This is a genomic window from Micromonospora sp. DT178 (genome assembly GCF_049841695.1).
Taxonomy (GTDB): Bacteria; Actinomycetota; Actinomycetes; order Mycobacteriales; family Micromonosporaceae; genus Micromonospora.
On sequence record NZ_JBNCKV010000081.1, the window covers coordinates 1 to 287 of the forward strand.

1 protein-coding gene is annotated in these 287 nt (G+C 68.3%); it reads right to left on the reverse strand.

Annotated elements, in window-relative coordinates:
• Positions 1–287: beta-ketoacyl synthase N-terminal-like domain-containing protein (locus tag ACLQ22_RS32045; protein WP_425695610.1), on the reverse strand; the 287-nt coding region annotated here is incomplete at both ends.

Consider the following 287-nt stretch of genomic DNA (forward strand, 5'->3'; position numbering starts at 1 on the left):
TTGACCGCGCTGCCCCGCAACACCGCCAACACCTGATGCCCCCGCCGGCGGGCATCCGACAACCGCTCCAACACCAAAATCCCGATGCCCTCACCCCAACCCGTGCCGTCGGCCGCGTCCGCGAACGGTTTACACCGCCCATCGGCAGCCAACCCACCCTGCCGGGAAAACTCCACGAACGCTCCCGCAGTGGCCATCACCGCCACGCCGCCGGCCAGGGCCATCGAACACTCACCCGACCGCAACGCCTGCGCCGCTAAATGCACCGCCACCAACGACGACGAACA